Source organism: Emticicia sp. C21 (assembly GCF_003418935.1).
GTDB lineage: Bacteria > Bacteroidota > Bacteroidia > Cytophagales > Spirosomataceae > Emticicia.
Window position 1 is genome coordinate 1 of the sequence record NZ_QVMT01000018.1, and the last position, 22,534, is coordinate 22,534.

At 35.8% G+C, this 22,534-nt stretch carries 21 protein-coding genes; 19 read left to right on the plus strand and 2 right to left on the minus strand.

Translation table 11 applies throughout. The features are described from left to right. The first annotated feature begins 255 nt into the window (after positions 1-255). From D0T08_RS25435 to D0T08_RS25470, 8 genes are all read left to right on the plus strand, one after another. On the plus strand, positions 256-1,080 hold the full coding sequence (locus tag D0T08_RS25435; RefSeq protein ID WP_116985575.1) for an FkbM family methyltransferase: 825 nt from the start codon (positions 256-258) through the stop codon (positions 1,078-1,080). 93 nt (positions 1,081-1,173) lie between these two features. After that, complete coding sequence (locus D0T08_RS25440) at positions 1,174-2,034, plus strand: 1-acyl-sn-glycerol-3-phosphate acyltransferase (protein ID WP_116985576.1); 861 nt, start codon at positions 1,174-1,176, stop codon at positions 2,032-2,034. 79 nt (positions 2,035-2,113) lie between these two features. Further along, positions 2,114-2,989, plus strand: coding sequence for an ABC transporter permease (locus D0T08_RS25445; protein ID WP_116985577.1), 876 nt, complete (start codon positions 2,114-2,116; stop codon positions 2,987-2,989). Between the two features lie 130 nt (positions 2,990-3,119). Next, positions 3,120-3,371 carry a DUF3098 domain-containing protein gene (locus D0T08_RS25450; protein ID WP_116985578.1) on the plus strand — a complete coding sequence of 84 codons (252 nt, stop codon included), beginning with the start codon at positions 3,120-3,122 and terminating at the stop codon, positions 3,369-3,371. A gap of 104 nt (positions 3,372-3,475) precedes the next feature. Further along, the gene (locus D0T08_RS25455; protein ID WP_116985579.1) at positions 3,476-4,267 is read left to right on the plus strand and encodes an undecaprenyl-diphosphate phosphatase; all 792 of its coding nucleotides are present in this window, start codon (positions 3,476-3,478) and stop codon (positions 4,265-4,267) included. 23 nt (positions 4,268-4,290) lie between these two features. Beyond that, positions 4,291-4,980, plus strand: a complete 690-nt coding sequence (gene truB, locus D0T08_RS25460; protein WP_116985580.1) for a tRNA pseudouridine(55) synthase TruB — start codon at positions 4,291-4,293, stop codon at positions 4,978-4,980. 51 nt (positions 4,981-5,031) lie between these two features. Beyond that, positions 5,032-5,955: a bifunctional riboflavin kinase/FAD synthetase gene (locus tag D0T08_RS25465; protein ID WP_116985629.1), complete on the plus strand. Its 924-nt coding sequence runs from the start codon at positions 5,032-5,034 to the stop codon at positions 5,953-5,955. Further along, on the plus strand, positions 5,952-6,188 hold the full coding sequence (locus D0T08_RS25470; protein ID WP_116985581.1) for a CBU_0592 family membrane protein: 237 nt from the start codon (positions 5,952-5,954) through the stop codon (positions 6,186-6,188). Before D0T08_RS25465 ends, D0T08_RS25470 begins: the two co-directional genes overlap by 4 nt. A 2-nt stretch (positions 6,189-6,190) precedes the next feature. Here the strand turns inward: D0T08_RS25470 and pheA are convergent, their stop codons facing one another. Continuing rightward, positions 6,191-7,264, minus strand: a complete 1,074-nt coding sequence (gene pheA, locus D0T08_RS25475; protein ID WP_116985582.1) for a chorismate mutase — start codon at positions 7,262-7,264, stop codon at positions 6,191-6,193. Positions 7,265-7,349: 85 nt separating this feature from the next. Then, the gene (locus tag D0T08_RS25480) at positions 7,350-9,248 is read right to left on the minus strand and encodes a DNA topoisomerase IV subunit B (protein ID WP_116985583.1); all 1,899 of its coding nucleotides are present in this window, start codon (positions 9,246-9,248) and stop codon (positions 7,350-7,352) included. A 179-nt stretch (positions 9,249-9,427) separates the two neighbouring features. On the opposite strand from D0T08_RS25480, the gene D0T08_RS25485 reads away from it, so the two are divergent. From D0T08_RS25485 to D0T08_RS25535, 11 genes are all read left to right on the plus strand, one after another. Then, on the plus strand, positions 9,428-11,914 hold the full coding sequence (locus tag D0T08_RS25485; protein ID WP_158561348.1) for an SLBB domain-containing protein: 2,487 nt from the start codon (positions 9,428-9,430) through the stop codon (positions 11,912-11,914). A 34-nt stretch (positions 11,915-11,948) separates the two neighbouring features. Then, a complete protein-coding gene (locus D0T08_RS25490; protein ID WP_116985585.1) occupies positions 11,949-13,049 on the plus strand; it encodes a hypothetical protein in 1,101 nt (366 codons plus the stop codon). Positions 13,050-13,090: 41 nt separating this feature from the next. Further along, a complete protein-coding gene (locus tag D0T08_RS25495; protein ID WP_116985586.1) occupies positions 13,091-13,927 on the plus strand; it encodes an ABC transporter permease in 837 nt (278 codons plus the stop codon). A 25-nt stretch (positions 13,928-13,952) separates the two neighbouring features. Further along, entirely contained in the window at positions 13,953-15,197 is a 1,245-nt protein-coding gene (locus D0T08_RS25500) for an ABC transporter ATP-binding protein (RefSeq protein WP_116985587.1), read from the plus strand. Between the two features lie 209 nt (positions 15,198-15,406). After that, a complete protein-coding gene (locus D0T08_RS25505) occupies positions 15,407-16,483 on the plus strand; it encodes a DegT/DnrJ/EryC1/StrS aminotransferase family protein (RefSeq protein ID WP_199538222.1) in 1,077 nt (358 codons plus the stop codon). 41 nt (positions 16,484-16,524) lie between these two features. Continuing rightward, positions 16,525-17,502 (plus strand): glycosyltransferase family 2 protein, encoded by a 978-nt coding sequence (locus tag D0T08_RS25510; RefSeq protein ID WP_229239055.1) that lies wholly within the window; start codon positions 16,525-16,527, stop codon positions 17,500-17,502. Beyond that, positions 17,499-18,605 (plus strand): glycosyltransferase family 4 protein, encoded by a 1,107-nt coding sequence (locus tag D0T08_RS25515; protein WP_116985589.1) that lies wholly within the window; start codon positions 17,499-17,501, stop codon positions 18,603-18,605. The genes D0T08_RS25510 and D0T08_RS25515 overlap by 4 nt, the downstream gene beginning before the upstream one ends. Before the next feature lie 14 nt (positions 18,606-18,619). Continuing rightward, positions 18,620-19,204, plus strand: a complete 585-nt coding sequence (gene lpcA / locus D0T08_RS25520) for a D-sedoheptulose 7-phosphate isomerase (RefSeq protein ID WP_116985590.1) — start codon at positions 18,620-18,622, stop codon at positions 19,202-19,204. Between the two features lie 116 nt (positions 19,205-19,320). After that, the gene (locus tag D0T08_RS25525) at positions 19,321-20,487 is read left to right on the plus strand and encodes a glycosyltransferase family 4 protein (RefSeq protein WP_116985591.1); all 1,167 of its coding nucleotides are present in this window, start codon (positions 19,321-19,323) and stop codon (positions 20,485-20,487) included. Positions 20,488-20,502: 15 nt separating this feature from the next. Beyond that, a complete protein-coding gene (locus D0T08_RS25530) occupies positions 20,503-21,483 on the plus strand; it encodes a glycosyltransferase (RefSeq protein ID WP_116985592.1) in 981 nt (326 codons plus the stop codon). 122 nt (positions 21,484-21,605) lie between these two features. After that, positions 21,606-22,517 carry a glycosyltransferase family 9 protein gene (locus D0T08_RS25535; protein ID WP_158561349.1) on the plus strand — a complete coding sequence of 304 codons (912 nt, stop codon included), beginning with the start codon at positions 21,606-21,608 and terminating at the stop codon, positions 22,515-22,517. The last annotated feature ends 17 nt before the right edge of the window (positions 22,518-22,534 follow it).

Here is a 22,534-nt window from a genome sequence, read left to right on the forward strand (position 1 = left end):
TCTAAAATTACATAAATTGCAATCGTGCTATCTTTTAGCATGAGTCCTTGTTAGTTTTTTGTTCGCACCTCAAAATTACTTGGACTCTCTTTTTTATCTATGACAAGTAGCAACTTAAGTTAAATAGTTACCCTGTACAGCAAAATCTCAAAATTTTATGGGATGGCATTCAAAATATCCAATATCTTTGCGCTTAATGCACGGTCTTCCTTTTCAAATAATTAATTTTTAAATCACTATAAATCCTTATTATTTATGTTTTCTTATCTAAAAAAGAAATTTGAAAAGTATAAAATTAAAAGAACTTTTAAAGAGTATGGCCATAAGGTAGAAGAATATAATTTGCCAGAATTCGGAAAAGTAAGCTTTGCCAAATGGGAAAACCCTTTAGAAGCCGAAAAACACATTACACAAGGTCAAGTAGATTTTTATAAGAAAATCATAAAAAAAGGGGATTTTATTATTGATATAGGTACGCATATCGGAGATTCTACAATTCCAATGGCGCTGGCAGTGGGCAAAGAGGGAACTGTTTTAGGCTTTGACCCCAACCCTTATGTATATAAGATTTTAGAAAAAAACGCTTCTCTCAATAAGAACTTAACTAATATTATTCCTCTGCCATTTGCAATTACGACTCAGGAGGGCGAGTTCTTTTACAGTTCTTCCGAAGCTACTTATAATAATGGTGGCATAGCTGAAACGCAACAAAACAGGCATGGTAAATATGGTTTGAATGAAAAAGTAAAAGGCGTTAATTTAGAAAAATTTCTGAATGAAAACTATCCCTCGCAAATTTCAAAATTAACCTTGATAAAAATAGATACAGAAGGCTATGATACTGAGATATTGAAATCTATTTTACCTTTTATAAAAAAAACTAAGCCTAGTCTTATTTTTGAGTGCTTCCCTAAGTTAAATAAATCTGAAAGATATTTTCTTTATGATTTAGTAGCTGATTTAGGTTATGAACTATTTTATGTGGAGGCATTTGATACAAATACAAAAAAACAGCTTATTAAGCGCGAAAATATGACTGATTGGAAACATTTTGATATTTTGGCCATTCCAAAAAATTAATGTCGCCGGATAGATGAGCTTATTGCTATGTTTAGATTTTATTTCTATCTTAGAACATTCATAAGCCCTAACTAAACAATATAATATTAACTAATGCTTCGAGTACTTCGTAACTTTTTGCCCATACCCAACAATGACCCTAATCCTTTTTTTAGGTACATTTCTTATGTTGATATTTTTGGAATCTTTGAGAGAGACCCATTTGGCAACTGGTTAATTTTAAAACGCCTGATTATTTTGTTTGCGGGTTTTCCTACTTACTGGCGTATTGCTGTAGCTAACCAATTAAAAGTTGAGGGAGCTGAGAAGATTGCCCGTTTACCAAATCAGAATGTTTATTTTATATCTAATCATCAAACCTATTTTGCCGATGTAATTACCTTTTACCATATTTTTTGTTCGGTAAAATGGGGGTTCGGTAATAGAGTTATTCCTATCTCATTATTTGCACCAAGAGCCAGAATATTTTATGTGGCAGCCAGCGAGACTATGAAAGAGGGAATTATTCCACGGATTTTTAGTCTGGCAGGTGCTATTTTAGTGGAGCGTTCGTGGAGAGCACAAGGTCAAAATGTGAAGCGAGAATTAGATACATCAGCAGGCTCAAATGTTGCAAAAGGATTAAAATTTGGTTGGGTTGTTAGTTTTCCACAAGGTACTACAAGCCCTTACGCTCCTATTCGTAAGGGAACGGCACATATCATCAAAGATGCTAATCCTATTGTTGTTCCAGTGGTAATAGATGGATTCCGAAGAGCCTTTAATAAAACCGGATTAGCTTATAAAAAGCGGAATACCGAGTTACGCGTAAAATTCAAAGATCCTATCCATTTTGCACCGGAAGCTACAGTTGAAGAAATTACTGAAGTCATTAAGAATATCATTGAGCAGGACATGCCCGAAAGAATTGCCCGTTGGAGAGGAGAAACTTCTGATTCTGTTAAAAATCATTAAATTCGCCCATATTTCTACGACATTTTCTATCTTTGCCCAAAATTACGCACCGTAAAGATTTGTTTTAAAAAGATTCACAATGCCAAAACGCAAATTAGGTAGTTTCCCGAGCCTCTTGATTATCATAAGCTTATCAACTGCTTTATTTCTGATTGCCTTTACAGGTTGGATAGCTCTAACTTCTAAACAATTAGTAAGCTACGTAAAACAGAACATTGAGGTACAGGTCTATTTAGATAAATCACTTACACAGATTCAGCAAGATTCAGTAAGGAATATTATTGCAAAAAAGACCTATGTGGCTTATGCTGATAATGTACCCCAAATAAAATTTATCTCGAAAGAAAGTACCGCTAAACGAGTATTGAAAGATATTAATGAAGATTATAGTTCTGTTCTGGGAGAAAACCCATATAGAGATGCGTTTAGTCTTAGGATTCGGGAAAGTTATTTAAGCGAGTTGAATTTAGAGAATATTAAAACTGATTTAGAACAAATATCAGGTGTTTTTGAAGCTGACTACGCCAAAGACTTTGTAGACAGTATCAACAAAAATGCTTACAAAGCTTTTCTGATTATTGCATCGGTGATTGTGGTACTGTTGGTGGCTATTTTCTTGTTAATTAATAATACCATCCGACTAGCGCTTTACTCTCAAAGACTCATTATCAGAAGTATGCAATTGGTTGGTGCTACCGATTGGTTTATCCAGAAACCATTTATTGGTAGAGGAATCTGGCAAGGTTTATTATCAGGCATAGTTGCGATCGGATTATTTTTTGGCGTGCAGCAAATAGCAGTTAATAAAATTGAAGATTTGGTCGTATTGCAAGATTATATAAAGATTGCTTTCCTATGCGGAGGCGTAATACTATTAGGTATACTCATTAGTGTTCTAAGCACTTTTCAATCAATGCATCGATATTTAAGAACACCGTTAGAGGATTTGTATTGAGGAGTGATTAGAAAAGATTAAATCTTGTATCAAATTCATATATTTAAACTATATCAACTCATGTAAAGTCTATCCCTTTTGCATGAATACACTATAAAATTTTATCCTTGGGATAAGGAAATTAACGATTATGAAAAGTATCACACCTAAAACAACGGAAGTAAAAAGTGCCGATAATAATGGTAACAAAAGTGCATTACCATTTACCCGTCAAAATTATCTATTAATGCTTGTGGGAGTTGGTCTAATTCTTCTTGGATTCTTCATCATGACATTAGATAAAGAAGAATTTGGTTTTGGTTTCTTAGGAATAACACTTGGCCCCGCCATTACTTTTATCGGCTTTTTGTTTGAATTTTACGCTATTTTCAAAAAGAAATAATTGTTCTCGATAATAGAACGATACTAATATTTTATAAATATGACGGATTAGCAGTCCGTCTTTTTCTATATTTGCATTTCCTAAATGTTTACTAATTATACTCCATGAATCTTATTCACGCTATTATCCTTGCCATTATTGAAGGGATCACAGAATACTTGCCTATTAGCTCAACCGGACACATGATTATCGGCTCATCTTTGATGGGTATAAGTGAATTAGATTTTACGAAAGTATTTGAGGTAAATATTCAGTTTGGTGCTATCCTATCAGTTCTAGTTCTTTATTGGAAGAAATTCTTACAGTCTTTTGAATTTTATGCCAAATTATTAGCCGCTTTTATTCCGGCAGCTATTATTGGTTTCTTACTGAACGACTTTATTGATAGTTTATTGGAAAGTGTAGTAGTAGTGGCAGTATCAATGGTTTTGGGTGGGTTTATTTTGATTTTCATTGATAAATACTTTGAAAACAAAGCCACCAAAGCTAATATCAGCTATCCTGATGCGGTAAAAATTGGTTTATTTCAATGTATTGCTATGATTCCGGGCGTGTCCCGTTCAGCGGCAAGTATCATTGGTGGTATGTTTCAAGGATTATCACGCAAAGATTCGGCTGAGTTTTCATTCTTCTTGGCAGTGCCAACTATGTTTGCAGCATCGGCTTATAAACTTTTAAAAAGCTATAAAGCAGGTACGCTTACCTTTTCGTCTGATGAATTACAGCTTTTAGCAGTTGGAAATATAGTGGCATTTATTGTAGCTATGATTGCTATTAAATTCTTCATTAGCTATTTACAAAAATACGGTTTCAAAGTTTTTGGTTATTATAGAATTATTGTTGGCTTAATTATACTTGGTTTGATAGCTGCCGGTTATGATTTGAAAATTGTTTAAGAATCGAAATTAATATTCCATTTATGCAAACAGTCGCTGATGAAAGAAATGAGGTGCTATTGATTGACAAACCTCTTAAATGGACTTCTTTCGATGTAGTAAATAAAGTTCGGTATGCAGGTAAATACAAAAAAGTAGGTCATGCAGGTACATTAGACCCACTGGCTACTGGTCTATTAATTCTCTGCACTAACAAGAAAACCAAAGAAATTGACATCTATCAGGCACAGGAAAAGGAATACACCGGAACGTTGGTTTTAGGAAAAACCACCCCTTCTGTCGATTTAGAAACTGACTTTGATGCAGAATATCCCGTCGATCATATTACAGTTGAAGCTATCAATCAGGTTAAGGCACAATTGACTGGGACTATAGACCAGATCCCCCCTGCGCACTCTGCTATTAAGGTTGATGGAAAAAGAGCTTATGAAGCCGCAAGAAAGGGGGAAGAGGTTGTTATAAAATCTCGCCAAGTTGAAATAAAAGAGTTTGATATAGATCCTACAAATTTCCCTGAACTCTCATTCAGGATTGTTTGTTCCAAAGGAACATATATTCGAAGCCTTGTGAGAGATTTTGGCAAATTACTTCAATCAGGAGCTTATATGAGCTCACTCCGTAGAACCAGAATCGGTGACTTCAGAATTGAAAATGCGCAGACACTCGACCGGTTTTTGGAGAATATTCGTAATTTTGCACCCAATCAATCATAAACATTGTTTTGGATTGACAATACAGGCGTGCCTTACAAAATACCTTACACATTGAAAGTATATTATAATCTATCAGATTTTAAACGATTAGAAAATGCCATCGTAACAAGTGGTACATTTGATGGAGTTCATTTAGGTCATCAGAAAATCTTACAGATATTACGTGAAAAGACTGAAGTTTCAGGAGGTGAATCGGTGGTGCTTACTTTTTGGCCACACCCTAGAATGGTTGTTTCACAAGACAGCCAAAGTCTGAAATTATTATCTACCGTCGACGAGAAAATTGAATTACTTGAAAAGCAAGACGTTAATCATCTGCTAATTGTACCTTTTACACGAGAGTTTTCAGAATTGAGTTCGGAAGAATATGTGCAGAGGATATTGCTTGAAACAATAGGTACTAAAAAACTGGTAATTGGCTACGACCACCATTTTGGAAGAAATCGTGAAGGGAATTTTCAATATTTAGAAAACAATTCAGATAGGTTTGGAATTGGAATCGAAGAAATTTCTCGACAAGAAATCGAAAATTTAGTTATAAGTTCTACCAAAATACGCCAATCTTTATTAGAGGGAAATGTGAAGTCTGCTAATGATTTATTAGGGAGAAATTATAGTTTTTCTGGCATAGTTGTGAAAGGTCGCCAATTAGGTAGAACTATTGGCTTCCCAACTGCCAACGTACAAGTTTCAGAATCTTATAAATTGATTCCGACGAATGGAGTTTATGCGGTTAGGACTTTGGTGAGAGGCCAATGGCTGAATGGCATCATGAATATAGGTAATCGTCCGACTGTAGATGGAATTGGTCGAACGCAAGAGGTACACATCCTGAATTTTAGTGATGATATTTATGGAGAGAATATTACCGTTGAGTTGATTGATTATATCAGGCCTGAACAAAAATTTAATGGGATTGAAGAATTAAAAAATCAGATTCTGAAAGATCAGGAAAGAGCTATCCAAATTTTATGAAAGTAGATCTTATTGAAATTCTTGGCTGGATTGGAGCAGTATTAGTAACAGGTTCTTATTTCCTGAATATTCAAGGTAAGTTAGATGCCAAAGATACACGCTACATTTGGGCAAATGCCATCGGTGGAATATGTTTTATCATTAATACATATTTCCACCAGGCATATCCATCAATGGCTGTTAATATTATTTGGGTGCTAATTGCAGCCAGTGCCATCTTCCGTAAAAAATAATATCATACATTCTTCACATAGCTACCAAGCTTCTTGATGGCATTTCTATGTTTCTTAAAGACTTTCTCGAGATTATCGTCTTTATGGAATCCCTCTAGTTCAATAAAAAACCAGAAGTTAAAATCTTCACTACCTTTATATGGGCGGCTTTCAATTTTAGTCAAGTTAATGCCTGCCTTTTTGAAATCCTGAAGGAAATTGGCAAGAATACCCGGCTTGTCGGTATCAGGCAAACGAGCGATAATAGTCGTTTTATCATTGCCACTTTTCTGATTCTCAAAGCCCTTGGCGAGGATATAAAAACGAGTACGATTCTGTCCATTATCTTCGATATTATTAAACAGAATGGGCAGACTGAAAAGCTTGGCTGCAATCTCTGAACAGATAGCGGCGCTTTCAGGATCGCTTGCTGCCATTTTAGCAGCTTTAGAAGTAGATTCTACCTGAATCTCTTCCGGATGAGTTTGCTCAAAATATTTATTTAGGAAACCTCTACATTGTCTAAAAGCAATATCTTTTGAGTAAATTCTTTTGATTTTTGATGGGTTTTCTGCTTCAGTAGCCAATGCAAAATGTACCGGAATTTTTAACTCAGCCGCTACATTTACATTCATTTCGTTAAGCAAATCAACCGTCTCATAAACTATCCCCTCTTGATTATTTTCAATTGGAATCACCCCAAATTTGGCTCTACCAGTATCTACAGCTTCAAACACCGATTTAATAGTTGGTAATGTCATATATTCGCTCATCGCACCAAAGCGACTCTCAGCTGCCTGATGGGTAAAACTGCCTTCTGGCCCTAAAAAGGCTACTCTCTCAGGGAGTTCAATATTACGGGCAGCAGCAAAAATTTCCAGATAAATTGCTTCAATGGCTTCTTTGTTTAAAGGGCCATCATTCTGTGCATTCATTCTGTCTAAAATCTGTTTTTCTCGTTCAGGCCTGTAAATGAGCGCTTTTGTAGAACGCTTAATTTCACCAACTTTATGCACCAGTTGCATACGTTTGTTAAGCAATACTAATAACTGGTCGTCAATGGCATCAATGTCTTTTCTTACTTCCTCAAGTGTCACTGTCTGGGTAGGTGTTTAAATTTCTAAAAATGTAAGGGGTTTGTTTATGCAGAGTAGCCTCGAACTCCATCAAGGCTACCTAATATCAAGCAACTTCTTTTACGTCAATAATTTTCTCCAGCACCTCGTCAATTTCATCTTTCTCAATTCTCAGATTATCAATAATGAATCTTTGACGCTCAGGGGTGTTTTTACCCATATAATAGCTAAGGATTTTGGCTATTGAAGATTCCTTTTCTAAAATAACAGGCTCCAATTTTATATCCTCGCCAATAAATCCTTCAAATTCATCAGGAGAAATTTCACCTAAGCCTTTAAAACGGGTAATCTCTGGTTTTGGAGACAATTTTTTAATGGCTTTCTCTCTTTCTTCATCTGAGTAACAATAAATCGTTTCCTTTTTATTGCGTACTCTGAATAGTGGCGTTTCAAGAATATACAGGTGCCCCTCTCTTACTAAATCAGGGAAGAATTGTAAAAAGAATGTCAATAGAAGCAGTCGGATATGCATACCGTCAACGTCCGCATCTGTTGCTACAATGATTTTGTTGTAACGAAGCCCGTCTAGGCCATCTTCGATATTAAGCGCATGCTGCAGGAGATTAAACTCTTCGTTTTCGTATACAATCTTTTTCGTTAACCCGAAGCTATTCAGTGGCTTACCCCTCAAACTAAAAACTGCCTGGAGTTCTGGATTACGTGCTTTGGTAATCGACCCACTCGCCGAATCTCCCTCAGTAATAAACATTACCGTTTCAAAACGTTTCTCATTCTTTTCATCATCTAAATGGAAACGGCAGTCTCTCAATTTCCGATTGTGCAAATTAGCTTTTTTCGCACGTTCGTTAGCAAGCTTCTTGATTCCTGCTAGTTCCTTTCTTTCTCTCTCCGACTGTTCAATTCTCTTCTTCAATGCTTCTTTAATAGCAGGATTCATGTGAAGGAAGTTATCTAGCTTCTCCTTCAGAAAATCACCAATAAAAACTCTCACAGTAGGTGAGTTAGGTTCAGGCGACATGGCTAATGAACCTAGTTTGGTTTTAGTCTGAGATTCAAAAACAGGCTCTTGCACTCTTATAGAGATAGCTCCAATGATTGACTGACGAATATCTTCCGGAGCATAGTCTTTACCAAAGTGTTCTCTGACTGTACGCACAATCGCTTCACGAAACCCGGATAAGTGTGTACCCCCTTGAGTAGTATTCTGCCCGTTTACAAATGAATAATATTCTTCACCATATTGATTACTATGAGAAAGTGCAACCTCGATATCTTCTCCCTTCAGATGGATAATCGGATAACGTAATGACTCTTCATCGGTCTTTCTGCGTAGCAAATCCAATAAACCATTTTGAGAAATATACTTTTGTTTATTGAAGACGATAGTCATTCCTGCATTCAGATAGCAATAGTTCCAGATCATCGCCTCCACAAATTGAGGGATATAATGATAGTGCTTAAAAATAGTATCATCCGGAGTGAAGGTAACCAAAGTCCCATTCTTTTGTTCTGAATCAATAATTTGTGATTCCTTCAGCAACTCACCTTTGTTAAATTCAGCCCATTTAGTTTTTCCATCTCTGAAAGCCTGTACACGAAAATAAGATGAAAGTGCATTAACAGCCTTTGTACCCACGCCATTCAATCCTACAGCTTTCTGAAAGGCCTTACTATCATATTTGGCTCCTGTATTTATTTTTGATACAACATCAACCAATTTCCCTAACGGAATCCCACGGCCATAATCTCTTACTTCAGCAACCCCATCCTCTAATTTTATTTCAATAGATTTTCCATAACCCATGGCATACTCATCAATACAGTTGTCTAATACCTCTTTTAATAAAACGTAGATTCCGTCATCAGCAGCTGACCCGTCTCCTAATTTTCCAATGTACATACCAGGACGCAATCTTATGTGTTCTTTCCAATCGAGCGAACGTATACTATCTTCATTATAAGTTACTTCCTTATTTTCGGCCATTTTGAAAAATAATTTTGTTTTTATGGATTTTATATTTTTACTTTGTATTTCAAAGTTCTTTTTAACACATACTTAATATGAAACAGCAAAAAAATAAAAAAACTTCACTTACTTTGCAATGTTTTCATCGATTGTTCATTAAATACTTAAACAGCAATTTGGCAAATAACGTTATAGATATGAAATTTAACAAAAATAATTTCTTACAAAGTTTCCTCAAATTTACGCTTTTTACACTAATTATCAGCAATTCTTTTGCACAAAATACAGGTAATGCTCCAGGAAATGCACCCACTAATGCACCGGTTACTCCTGTAAATCCAGCCACAACTCCAGCCAATCCAAATGCCCCGGCAGGAAGAACCCAACAAGCGCCTAATGCACCTTTGCCGAATCGTAACCGGGTAACAAATCCTAACGATCCTAATGCAATCAGGAATCTGACAGTCAATCCTGCAGACCAATTGGCAATGACAAGAGAAGATTCATTGAGAGCTATACGGGAAGAGGAAGAAGAACAGGATGTGGCTAAAGTAACTTTAAGAAGAAGAATTTTCGGATATAATCTTTTCAATACTATTAAGTTTGATCCTACTCCGGCTATCAATATTGCAACGCCGAGTAATTATATATTAGGTCCAAATGACCAATTGATTATTGATATCTATGGGTATTCACAAGCTACTTACAAATCAACGATTTCTCCTGACGGTTATATTACTCTTGATAGAGTAGGTCTTGTTTATCTGGCAGGTTCAACAATGGAGCAAGCACGTGAAAAGATTCTGAATAAACTGGCCAAAGTATATATTGGTTTACTCCCTTATGCCGGCAATCCTGCTAATACCTATCTGGTTGTATCATTAGGCAATATCAGAAGTATCAAAGTAACTATCACGGGTGAAGTTATTGCTCCTGGCACTTATACCTTGTCTTCGCTTTCTACGGTTCTTAATGCGCTTTATGTATGTGGAGGACCTAATGAATTGGGTACTTATCGTAAAATTCAGGTGGTACGTAATAATAGAGTGGTTTCAACGCTTGATTTATATGAGGTATTACTTAAAGGCTTTGCCAAAAATAACATTATTTTACAAGACCAGGACATCGTTCAGGTTACGCCTTATGTTAACCGCGTGGCGGTTCAGGGAAATACCAAACGGAATGGTTTATTTGAGTTAACTGAAAATGAAAAACTACAGGATGCTATAGCTTATGCAGGTGGATTTAACCAGTACGCTTATAAACACCGTTTGAAAGTACATAGAAATACAAGCAGAGAACGCAAAATTATAGATGTGAGAGAGGCCGATTTCCCTACATTCAATGTTCTATCAGGTGATTCTATCGTCACTGAAAGATTATTGGAGCGTTACGAGAACATGGTAACTATTGATGGCGCTATTTTCCGTCCGGGTCAGTATTCATTGGATAGCAACCCTACCCTGCTTGAATTAATTAAATCTGCCGAGGGGTTAAGAGGTGAGGCTTTGACAGGTAGAATTGCAATTGTGAGAACACGTGATGATATGATTATCGAAAATATCTCGGTAAATCTTGATGATATTATGAAAGGTAAAGCGACAGATGTTCCTTTGAAGCGCGAAGACCAAATAACAATCCCGTCGATATTTGATTTGACTGAGCCAGCTTACGTACGTATTCAAGGAGCCATTAATAACCCTGAAGGAGAAGTAGGTATTGAATTACCTTTTGTGAGAAATCTGACAGTTGAAGATGTATTAGTGAAAGTTGGTGGTTTATCAGAATCAGCATCATTATCAAGAGTTGAAGTAGTGCGTAGAAAACGCAACGTTGACCCTACTTCTGCAAGTGCACAGATTTCTGATACATACGAGTTCAATATCCGCCCTGATTTAAGTGTAGAACAACCAGGAACTAACTTTGTATTGCTTCCATTTGATGAAATCTTTATCAGAAAATCACCAAACTACGTAAAGCAGGCTTTTGTTGAGGTAGAAGGTGAAGTAATTTTCCCAGATAAATACGGTATCAAGAGTAAAGATGAAAAGGTTTCAGACATTGTTAAACGTGCCGGAGGACTTACTCCCTATTCTTATCTGGAAGGCGCTACTTTAATTAGAGAAATTCAATTAAGCGATATTGAAATTGAGCAACGCAGAAAAGCAATTACTGAAATTGCCAATAGTGTAAAAGGCAACCAGACTATTGAAGTGGAAGACGTAGATGCTACAAAGAAATCTTCTATTGGTATTGATTTAAGAAAAATTCTTGAAAATCCGGGTTCAGTTGAGGATATGATTTTACAGGACGGTGACATTATCCGTATCCCGAAACGTCTCGAGACTGTACGTGTGCAAGGAGAAGTATTATATCCAACCACTGTTAAATACTTCGACCGAGACAATTTTATGAACTACATTTCTAAAGCTGGTGGATTTACAAAAAAATCGCTGAAGAGTAAGTCGTATGTGTTATACGCTAATGGTTCTGTAGATAGAACAAGAAGATTCTTATTTGTGAATATCTATCCAAAAGTGGCTCCTGGTTCAGAAATCATCATTCCTCAAAAAACAACAACAGCAGTACAACAGCTAGCACAGGTTCAGAATTTGTTTGGTACTATCGCGGCAACTATGACCACCCTTATCGGTATCATTGGTATCTTACAAATCAGCAAGTAATTTAGTTGTAACACAACACTATTTAATTAAAAAGATGGCTGAAACACAGATCATACAAGAAGAACAAATCAGTACAAAGGATTTATTTCAGAAAATAATAAACGTATTTAAACTAATTGGCAGTGAGTGGAAGCTCTTGTTGATTGGTATTGCTGTTGGTACTTTAGTAAGTATCTTAATGGACTTAAACAATTTTAAAGAGTCTCAGTTTTACGGCGAAATTCAGTTTAACCTTGAATCAGGCAATCCTAATCAAGGCGGAATGGGTGGCTTTGCTGGTCTTGCTTCTGCCTTTGGTGTACCTGGTGGAATGGGTGGTGCTCAATCAAACGACCTATTCAGCGGTGGAAACTTCGGTTTAGTTATTGCCTCAAAGACTTTATATGAAAAAGCTTTGATGAAAGAAGTAGTTATTGGCGGCAGAAAAAATCTGTTTATTAACTATTATAAAGATAGCAGCGATATTAAGCGTAAAGAATGGGGGGGTGATATGTTTCATGAACCTAATAAAGCAGCTATTAATTTCAGATTTGTTCCGAAAAGCCCTGAACAATTCACCAAAATCGAAAATGAGTTAGTAGCTACTATCTATGAAAAGTTATTGAAACAAACTGAGCTAAAACCTCTGGATAAAAATGGATCAATCATGATTTTATCGGCAACAACTAATAATGAAATGCTGACCAAAGTATGGCTTGAAACATTGTTAAAAACGCTTGAAGAGTTTTATATTGATGTTCGTACTAAAAAAACAAAAGAGATTTACGATATTCAGGTAGCCCGGTTAAACGAATTGCAAGGTAAACTTAATTCAACAGACCGCCAGTTAGCCATTACAACATTTCAGAATATGAATGCTGTTGATCCTACTGCACCTATGCGACAACAACAATTGAACAGAAATAATACATTCATTTCTAACCAGTTTTACACGCAAATGGCAACAGTAGAAAACCTCCGAATGCTTTTGATACATCAGACTCCTTTATTTACTTTGCTTCAACCGGTTCGTCTGCCATTATTGCGCAAAGATTATACTATCGGTGGAAGCACGAAGCTTGGAGCTTTCTTAGGCTTCTTTGTATGTCTGGTATTCATCATTGTTCGTAAAACGTATCAGGAACTGGTGAGCTAAATTAAAAGTTTTATTTTTGTCTGAATGAATTAGATTTGTGAATGAAAAAATCGGAGAACGAAATAGTAATCAAAGCAGGGAAATCAGCACTACATTATTGGAGAGAGGTCTGGCGACAAAGAGAGTTATTCTGGATATTAGGCAAGCGTGACGTAATGGTACGCTATAAACAAACTGTCTTAGGTATAGCATGGGCAGTTTTTCGCCCATTATTGACAACTCTGGTGATGACCTTTGCCTTTGGGAAAATTGCCAAAATGGAAGTAGATGCTACGCTCCCCTATATGTTAATAGTAATTCCGGGTGTGATTATCTGGTTATTCTTTTCTCAATGTTTATCTCAGATAAGTAATAGTATTGTAGGTAATAGCAATCTTGTATCAAAAGTATACTTTCCCCGTATAATCATTCCCTTCAGCTCACTTTTAGTGGGACTTTTAGATGCAGTTATTGCTTTTGCTATGTTTTTTGTCTTTTGTCTTTACTATCATTTTGTACCTAGCTGGCATATAGTTTTTGCTCCTTTATTTATGCTTTTAGCCTATCTAGGCGCATTTGGCTTTGGTCTGATTGCCTCAGTCCTGAATGTAAAATATCGTGATATTGCCCAGATTATCCCTTTTATTGTACAATTTGGTTTTTTTATCTCTCCGGTTGGCTACACCAGTGAACTAAGAAAAGATGCCTGGTGGTATCCCTATTATAATCTTAATCCCGTAGTTGGTACTATTGATGGCCTGCGCTGGTCTTTATTAGGAGACTACTCCCCTTTTAATTGGCAAAGTTTAATACCAACTCTTGTATTTGTAACTATTTCAGTCATCTTTGCAATCTGGTTTTTCCGTAAAAACGAAAACTCCTTTGTCGATTATATCTAATTTGTACCCCTGAGTGGCATTTCGCATGAAAGCAATTTCTATAAAAAATATTTCCAAAAAATATATACTTAGTCATAAGAAGAAAAAGTATCAGAATTTTAAAGAAACCCTGACTGGCTTTGTACAGGAATTTTTTACCAGCAAAGATGAACAAGAAACCAAAGAAGTTTTCTGGGCACTCAAGAGCGTAAGCTTTGATATTGAGCAAGGTGATAGAGTTGGAATCGTGGGCTCAAATGGTGCCGGGAAATCTACCTTGTTAAAGATATTAAGTAGAATTACCGAGCCTACTCATGGAGAAGTAAAGGTAAGAGGCAGAATGGCCAGTTTGCTGGAAGTTGGAACTGGTTTTCATCCGGAATTGACCGGAAGAGAGAATATATTTTTGAATGGGGCAATTCTTGGGATGCGCCAGGATGAAATAAGAAGGCAATTTGATGAGATAGTTGATTTTGCAGGAATTGAAAAATTCTTGGATACTCCGGTAAAACGTTATTCATCAGGCATGTATGTTCGTTTGGGTTTTGCCATCGCTGCGCATCTGGAGCCTGAAATATTAATCGTCGATGAGGTATTAGCAGTAGGTGATTCTGAATTTCAGAAAAAGTGTCTGGGCAAAATGAAAGATGTCTCAAATGGTGGTAGAACTGTACTTTTTGTAAGTCATAATGCTACAGCCATTCAGGGTCTTTGTAATAAAGCTGCCTTTCTTCAAAAAGGGAATCTGGTAAAATATGGAGAAGTTGGAGAAGTATTGCATGATTACATGACCAGTATTTCAAAGTTCCAGTTAAGCCAGAACTGGGAAAACCCGGATGGTGCACCAGGTAATGACTTCGTAAGAGTAAAACATATTGAGGTATTACCAGAACTGATAAACGGCAGTAAAAACATTGATGTACGAACGCCACTGAAAATAAGTTTTGAATTCTGGAATATGCTCGAATCAGCTGAGCTTAATCTAAGTGTATTTTTATATAATATGACGGGTGAGTGCGTCTTCAATGTGGGTAGCCAAGCCAAAAAATTCTCAAAAGGTCTGATTAAAGGTTTGCTGGAAATTCCTGGTAACTTCCTGAACGATGGTTCGTATTACATTTCGGTAATGATAGTAAAAGATACTTCTGACCCAGTTTTCTTTATGGAAGATGCCATCAGTTTTGATGTTGCAGATTTCAGAGAAGGAACTAGTTGGTATGGTAAATGGCCAGGTGCTATTCGTCCAGTTCATATTCCGGTAAAAACATGGAAAGTTGATGGTTTGGTTTAGGAAATGACGTTTAGCATTAAAATGATATAAATCATGCTAAAGGATTCTGAAAATCATCTTCATTATTTTCAGATATTAACTACATTTGCAAATCACATTTTTTAGAACCTGCTCTAAAACTCTCATTTAACCCAAAAAGATTTTAGGTCTTAAATAAGATTTGATTAGGTTCATTGTCTTCATCGGTCTAAAACATTTGTTTCAACATAGTGATAAACGTAACTAAATCTTTTTTACCACCTTTTGAGGAATACCAGGATAAGATAAAAGGTATTTGGGAAAATACATGGTTGACTAACAACGGACCGTTAGTTCGTGAATTAGAAGATAAATTGAAACACTATTTAGGGGTAAAAAACCTCTTATATGTTACCAATGGCACTATTGCGTTGCAAATTGCCATCAAAGCCCTTAATCTAAAGGGTGAAATTATCACTACTCCCTTCTCTTATTGCGCTACTACTACTTCAATCTTGTGGGAGAATGTAAAGCCGGTTTTTGTTGATATTGAAGCAGATACTTATAATATTGATGCCAATCTGATTGAGCAAGCTATAACCGACAATACTTCGGCAATTCTGGCAACTCATGTGTACGGTAGACCTTGCGACGTAGAAAAAATTGAAAAGATTGCAAGAAAATATAATCTGAAAGTTATTTATGATGGTGCCCACTGCTTTGGTGCCACTTATTTTGACAAATCAGTACTTTCTTTTGGCGATGTAGCTACCTGTAGTTTCCATGCGACTAAAGTTTTTCACACCATAGAAGGTGGTTGTGTGATTTGCAAAGATGATGACCTGGTAAAAACTTTGGCGCATTACAGAAGTTTTGGACATAAAAATGATGACTATTATATGATAGGCATCAACGCCAAAAACTCAGAGTTTCACGCGGCAATGGGTTTATGCAACTTGCCAAGAGTAGCTGATATTATAGAGAAAAGAAAGATTATTTCTGAAAAATATGATGAATTATTAGATTGGAGTAAGCTGAAGCAACCTAAGCAGGATATTAAAGGGTTTGTATATAACTACGCTTATTATCCAATTATGCTTCCATCAGAGCAAAAGCTGATAGAAGTGACAGAAGCTTTGAAAAAAGATGATATTGTACCACGACGCTATTTTTATCCATCATTAAATCAACTTCCTTATCTGGATTTTTATAATCCCTGCCCGGTTTCTGAAAAAATGTCGGTAGCAGCATTATCATTACCTTTATATTATGACTTAGATTTGAAAGACGTTGAGCGAATTTCCAGCATTGTTAACGCAACGCTTTGATTAAGTCAATTTATCTATTTTAAATCAAATCTGCCTCATCAGTGATTGATGTATCTGTTATTATAGTGAATTATCGTACACCAGAGTTAATTGTTGATTGTATCAAGACAATCAAACAGTACACAACGCGCGTAAGCTATGAAATTATAATAGTTGATAATCAATCAAAAGGTGATGATGAAAGCTATGTGAAAAGTTTTTTCCCTGAGGTGAGATGGATTCCGATGGGCTATAACTCCGGATTTGGCAGAGCGAATAATCTGGGAATGAAAAACGCGCAGGGCAGATATTTACTATTACTTAATTCTGATACTAAATTATTTGAACCTGTTATAGATAAATGTGTTGCCCATTTAGATAATCGAACAGATGCCATAGCCGGTGGTGCTTACCAATATTATCCGGATCTAACTCCAAGAGCGTTTTACCATACCTTTACATTCAGAAGAGACTTCTGGATTACTCCCCCACCGTTTAGAAAATATCTGAATAAACTTATTCCTTATACTCATTATAACGACCCCGAGCAAGTAGATTATATTGCAGCTGCGTTTCTAATGGTCAGACGAGAGGGATTTGAGAAAACCGGGGGATTTGATGAGGAATTTTTCTTATATGGTGAAGATACAGAATGGGGTTATAGATTAGGTAAATTAGGCAAACAACTAGTATTCAAAGATTGCGGGATTATCCATGAAGAATGGGGGAGCAAGCCTGAACGTTACGAAGAAGCTCAGAAATACACCTATTTTAATAGATTTGACGAGCAGATTCAACTTTCTAACCTTGTATGGATACGTAAACAATTTGGAGCTTTACATTATTTTCTTTTAATGCTGCACTATTGGCTCTGGGTTCCAGTCTTTTTTCTGATGAAAATCTCTTTTAATATACTGAAATTAAAGAATCCATTGAATGATTTATACAATCAGAAAAGATTCGCCAGTACTATTTCAACTTTTTCTCAATATTTTTGGAGAATCTTATTTAAAAAACCGACTTTCTATAAAATTAAATGATGCAGAAAACCATTCTTTTTATAACCCCAACCGGTGGGCGGACAGGTTCTGAAATGATGCTTTGGTATCTGCTTAAACATCTGACAGGCAAAATAAAGTCAGTGATTTATAGCTGCCAGAATGGCGAACTTTTTGCAAATCATTCTACCGCAGACCTAACTTTTATTAATACCACCAGGCAAGGGTTTGTTTATAAAATATACGAGGGTGTTTATTATCAATTATTTAAGAGGACGCCAGAAGAATCAAGAATCTTAAAAATACAGAAACAGGTTAAGGCAGATAAGTGGTATTTGAATACCTTAACGATGCCTCGTTTTGCGAGACTGGCGAAAAGTCTGAATATTCCATACTATGTGCACGTACATGAATTGGTAAGTGTCTATGACGAAATAGTATATGATGATTTCAGATTTCAGTTTGATAATGCAGAAAAGATAATTTGTTGCTCTGCTATTGTAGAAAAACGGATTCAACAGATGGGATATAAGAATACAGTCTTACTCCACGAATTTATTGATACAGAAAAAGTTCAGATTCAACAAAATCCAACTGAACTGAGACAAAAGTTAAATATTCCAAATAACGCTTACATCTGGGTGATGTCTGGCTCTATGAATTTGCGGAAAGGATATGATTTAGCATTAGATTTATTGGAAAATCTACCAGAGAATACTTACTTACTTTGGTTAGGCAATATTAAGAAAACTGGAGTTTTACATTATTTGGAACAAAGAACCAAGCTTGAAAAACTAAATTTCATTCAAGTTGGTGAAAAATCGGGTGAATACTACGATTATCTGAATTTAGCTGATAGTTTTGTTTTGCTGGCAAGAGAAGACCCTTTCCCTTTGGTTATGATTGAAGCTGCTTTTATGCAAAAACCTATTGTCGGATTTAATTCCGGCGGTATTTCTGAATTTTTGCAAGAAGGTATGGGAAGTGTGGTAGATAGTTTTAACCCTAAAGATCTGGCTGAGGAAATGACTAAAATTCAGAATAAAAAAACTTCCATAAACAAAGAAGTTTTGAAAAACCGGGCTTTGAATTTTGATATAAAGAATCAGATTGAAAAGTGGGTGAAATTTTTCAATGAAAATTAATACAAGCGCATAAAATGGATAATCTGAAAGATATCTTAGGTGAACTGAAAGAAGCACAAAAGGTGCTTGATAACTTTATTTCATCAGAACAAAATATAAAAAATATAGAGGCTGCGGCAATTTTAATGGCCGGTGCCCTAAAGGAGGGTAAAAAAATTATTTCATGCGGCAATGGTGGCTCACATTGTGATGCTATGCATTTTGCCGAAGAATTATCAGGTCGTTATAGAGAAAACCGTAGATCATTAGCAGCTATAGCCATTTCGGACGCAAGTCATATTTCTTGTGTTGGGAACGATTATGGCTTTGACTTTATTTTTTCAAGATTCATAGAGGGACTAGGAAACGAAGGTGATGTACTTTTAGGTCTAAGCACAAGTGGAAATTCAAAAAATATTATCAATGCCGTACAAGCTGCCAGAGAAAAAGGCATGAAAGTAGTGATTTTCTCAGGGAAAGACGGTGGGAAATTAAAAGGCTTAGCTGATGTAGAAATCATAGTACCACATTTTGGTTATGCCGACCGCATTCAGGAAATCCATATTAAAGTTATTCATATTCTCATGCTTTTAATTGAGAAGCTTGTAATTAATAATTGAGCGACCGACGCTCGGTGAATGAGTGAATTAGTGATTGAGTGAATATATAATTTGGACAATATTATATATTCACTCAATCACTAATTCACTCATTCACTAAATCACTCAATTCTCAAATGAAAATTCTTTTCATAAGTCATGATGCTAACCGTGCAGGAGCACAGATTTTTTTGTTAAATATTATGCAATATTTTCAAAAAAAGCAGGTCCCTATGCACTTATTATTACTCAGTGACGGTGTATTAGAAAAGGATTTTGAGCAAATTTGTACGGTTTCAAAATACCCAAACGAGCCTGCAAACATATCTTTAAATTTTCAGGATAAAGTATTAAAGAAATTTGGGTTAAAAGATAACACTCCTACTCAAAAGGCCAAAGAAGAATTAAAGGCAAAATTACTTAGCGAAAATTTTGATTGTATTTATACGAATACCATTGCAACAGCCTGGATAATGCCTGAATTACTTTCTTATCTGAAAGTCCCTCTTATTACCCATATTCACGAATTAGAGTTTTCTATTCAGCTATATTCTTCTGCGGAAAACAAAGATTTTCTATTTAAAAATACGAGCAAACTGATTGCCTGCTCCCAGGCAGTTGCAGATAATCTCATTGAAAATCATGGTTTACCCCATGAAAAAGTTGAGGTAATTCATTCTTTTGTTAATAATGAAGATGTACTGAAACGTTCTGCTAAAATCAATCAGCTTGCTATTAGAGAAAAATATGGCATTCCTGAAAAGGCATTTTTAATTGGTGGTTGCGGCAACGCTGAATGGAGAAAAGGATTAGATATATTTTCATTACTTGCTAAGACTATACTAAGAATTTCAAATGAAGATATTCATTTTGCCTGGGTTGGCGTAAGAAAAGCAGGTGAATACTATGAACAGGTTCTTTTTGATGCTAGCAAAATGGGCATTAAAGAGAAAATCACATTTATTGAACCAACTCCGGAAGCTATCGAATTAATCAATTGTTTTGATATTTTTACAGTAGTATCCAGAGAGGATCCTTTTCCTTTGGTAATGCTGGAAGCGGCACTTTCGCAAAGAATTATATTCGGTTTTGAGAAAACAGGTGGTTGTTCAGAGTTTATTGGGCAGGATGCAGGCCAGCTATTCCCCTATCTTGATATTCATGCAATGGCACTGGCTATTATTAACCATATAAAGAGCCCGAATAAAGAGTGGGGACAAAGGGCTAAAGAAAAGGTACTTACTCAATATAGTTTTGAAAATTCGATTCTGAAAATCGAAAAATTATTAGACAATCTGTCCTAAAAGATTCTATCTCGCATGACACTCGCTTTTACACTTTGTTCAGTCAATTACCTTGCCCAGGCACATACCTTGGGCGATTCGCTCAAGCAACATAATCCTCATATCAGGTTTATTATTGGTTTGGTTGATAAGCTTGAAACAAAAGAAATTGATTCAGGTAAATTACCAGAATATCCTCTCTTAGAACTAGATAAGATAAATATCGCTGATTTGGCAGGTATGTGCGAGCGTTATGATATTACAGAATTGAACACTGCAGTAAAGCCTTATTATATAGATTATTTCCTGAAAAATCATCCCGAAGCACATAATATCATTTATTTTGATCCTGATATTATTGTTTTTGATGAGCTCAACCATCTGGAAGAAAACTTGGAGAAGTACAATATTATTGTTACTCCACATATTATCACGCCTTATAATGATAATAAGTGGCAAAACGAAGAAGATGTAGTTAATACCGGAATTTTCAATTTTGGCTTCGTGGCTATGCATCGCTCAGAAACAACCCAAAAGATGGTAGATTGGTGGTGTAAGAAGCTTGAAAAAGAATGCCTGATAGACCTTTGCAACGGTCTTTTTGTAGATCAGCATTGGGCCGATTTCTTTCCAGTCTACTTTGATAAGGTACTAATAAATAAGCACCTGGGTTATAATGTTGCCTATTGGAATTTACACGAAAGATTTTGTTCGCAAATAGATGGCAAATGGTTTATTAATCAAACTTCCCCTTTACAATTTTTTCACTATAGTGGTTACCTGATTGCCAAGCCTGACGAGGTATCTAAGTATCAGAATCGCATTAATTTTGAAGAAAGACCTGATATAGCTCCATTATTTGAATTATACAAAAATAGGCTCCTACAAAACAACGAATTATATTGGAAACATTTTCGGTGCGATTATATTAAACCTCCTAAAATAAAACGATATTTGCGAGTAAGAAAGTATCTGAAAATGCCCTTAGAAAAATTAGCTCAGTTGGTTGAGTCTTAATGTGTATGCAAAAATTTATTGCGCTCTGGCAACATCGTTATCGAAAATATACCCATCTTTTTAAAGTTCATCTGCATTTTTTAAAGGTCTATTTTAAAATCTTATTCTTAAAAATCAGATTTTTGAGTAAACGGAAAATTGTCGGCATTATACTTACCCAACAATTCGGAGATATTGTAGCAGGCGAACCGATCACGAGGCAAATAAGGGGAAAGCACCCCGATGATTATATCATTTGGGTCGTGAAACCTGTTTTCAGAGAGTTATTAGAAAATAATCCTAATCTGAATGATATTATTGAGGAGTTTTGTGCGAATCAAAGGAAGTTAATAATTGATTCCGGCGTTTTTGATGTCCTGTATAATCTTCAATTCCAAAACAATAGCTATTGCTCTGTTTGCAATGTTTATGTAGAAAATCCGGTAGCTGATGCCAAAGATATAACTATTCATAATTACTATTTTCAAGGAAATTTGCTAACCATACAACAAAAAATTGCCGGAGTAGCGACAGAAGATTTAGCCCCCAATATATTTATCACTGATGCACATAGGGACAAGGTAGATAGTTTGAATCTTCCCAATAAGTATCTTGTAGTACACTGCCAATCAGCACAGAATAGTCGAAACTGGGATAGTTCTAAATGGGAAGAATTAATTAATTACCTGATTGAGAAAACTGATTATTATATAGTTGAGATTGGGCTCTCCAGTGATTTAAATATTCAGAATAAAAGATATATTAACCTCTGTGGTAAACTCAATCTTTTGGAGACAGGAGAGGTAATCAGACGAGCACTGCTATTTATTGGCATAGATAGTGGTCCTGCTCACCTGGCAAATGCTGTTGGCACCTATGGGGTAATCATGATTGGGAAATTAGAAAATTTCACAAGTCATATTCCTTATTCAGGTAAATATAAATCCGGCGAAAACGCATTGATTTTGCGCAATACCGAAGGCCCCAGTTCAGAAATACCTGTGCAAGACCTGATCAAGGTGATTCAACAGCGCAAATTGATTTCATTTATTTAACATTAAGCTTAAGAGTT

What these genes read in the sequence shown, in the direction of transcription:
- D0T08_RS25435 (WP_116985575.1), top strand. Translation starts at nt 256, where the DNA reads ATGTTTTCTTATCTAAAAAAGAAATTTGAAAAGTATAAAATTAAAAGA.
- D0T08_RS25440 (WP_116985576.1), top strand. Translation starts at nt 1,174, where the DNA reads ATGCTTCGAGTACTTCGTAACTTTTTGCCCATACCCAACAATGACCCT.
- D0T08_RS25445 (WP_116985577.1), top strand. Translation starts at nt 2,114, where the DNA reads ATGCCAAAACGCAAATTAGGTAGTTTCCCGAGCCTCTTGATTATCATA.
- D0T08_RS25450 (WP_116985578.1), top strand. Translation starts at nt 3,120, where the DNA reads ATGAAAAGTATCACACCTAAAACAACGGAAGTAAAAAGTGCCGATAAT.
- D0T08_RS25455 (WP_116985579.1), top strand. Translation starts at nt 3,476, where the DNA reads ATGAATCTTATTCACGCTATTATCCTTGCCATTATTGAAGGGATCACA.
- truB (WP_116985580.1), top strand. Translation starts at nt 4,291, where the DNA reads ATGCAAACAGTCGCTGATGAAAGAAATGAGGTGCTATTGATTGACAAA.
- D0T08_RS25470 (WP_116985581.1), top strand. Translation starts at nt 5,952, where the DNA reads ATGAAAGTAGATCTTATTGAAATTCTTGGCTGGATTGGAGCAGTATTA.
- D0T08_RS25480 (WP_116985583.1), bottom strand. Translation starts at nt 9,248, where the DNA reads ATGGCCGAAAATAAGGAAGTAACTTATAATGAAGATAGTATACGTTCG.
- D0T08_RS25485 (WP_158561348.1), top strand. Translation starts at nt 9,428, where the DNA reads ATGAAATTTAACAAAAATAATTTCTTACAAAGTTTCCTCAAATTTACG.
- D0T08_RS25490 (WP_116985585.1), top strand. Translation starts at nt 11,949, where the DNA reads ATGGCTGAAACACAGATCATACAAGAAGAACAAATCAGTACAAAGGAT.
- D0T08_RS25495 (WP_116985586.1), top strand. Translation starts at nt 13,091, where the DNA reads ATGAAAAAATCGGAGAACGAAATAGTAATCAAAGCAGGGAAATCAGCA.
- D0T08_RS25500 (WP_116985587.1), top strand. Translation starts at nt 13,953, where the DNA reads ATGAAAGCAATTTCTATAAAAAATATTTCCAAAAAATATATACTTAGT.
- D0T08_RS25515 (WP_116985589.1), top strand. Translation starts at nt 17,499, where the DNA reads ATGATGCAGAAAACCATTCTTTTTATAACCCCAACCGGTGGGCGGACA.
- lpcA (WP_116985590.1), top strand. Translation starts at nt 18,620, where the DNA reads ATGGATAATCTGAAAGATATCTTAGGTGAACTGAAAGAAGCACAAAAG.
- D0T08_RS25525 (WP_116985591.1), top strand. Translation starts at nt 19,321, where the DNA reads ATGAAAATTCTTTTCATAAGTCATGATGCTAACCGTGCAGGAGCACAG.
- D0T08_RS25530 (WP_116985592.1), top strand. Translation starts at nt 20,503, where the DNA reads ATGACACTCGCTTTTACACTTTGTTCAGTCAATTACCTTGCCCAGGCA.